Here is a 513-nt window from a genome sequence, read left to right on the forward strand (position 1 = left end):
GCGAGCTGGATGGTGTCGCCGCGGCCCGGCCCGGCGACACCATCCAGCTCGCCAACGGCACGTACAAGGGCAACTTCAAGGCGACCACGCCCGGCACCTCCGGATCGCGGATCACGCTGACCGGTTCGTCCGGCGCCGTCCTCACCACCGGCGGCGGAGGTTACGCCCTCCACCTCAACGGGGCCGCGTACTGGACCGTCAAGGGCATCACCCTCACCGGCGCCCAGAAGGGCATCGTCGCGGACGCCGCCAACGGTGTCGTGATCGACTCCGTGACCGTGCACAACCTGGACATGGAGGGCGTGCACTTCCGTCAGTCCAGCAGCGACGGCATCCTCAGGAACTCGCGGATCTACAACACCGGCAACGACGGCCGGGGCATGGGCGAGGGCGTGTACGTCGGCACGGCCAACTCGCTCTCCGACCGCAGCGACAACGTACAGATTCTCAACAACACCATCGGCCCGGACGTCGGCGGCGAGAACGTCGACATCAAGGAAGGCACCACCGGCG

The 513-nt window shown here is 67.8% G+C and carries 1 protein-coding gene; it reads left to right on the forward strand.

Translation table 11 applies throughout. The annotated features are described in order from the left end of the window. On the forward strand, nucleotides 1-513 hold a 513-nt coding region (locus BFF77_RS26825), incomplete at both ends, for a right-handed parallel beta-helix repeat-containing protein (RefSeq protein WP_211280320.1).

The sequence above is a fragment of the Streptomyces lushanensis genome (genome assembly GCF_001700515.1).
GTDB lineage: Bacteria > Actinomycetota > Actinomycetes > Streptomycetales > Streptomycetaceae > Streptomyces > Streptomyces lushanensis.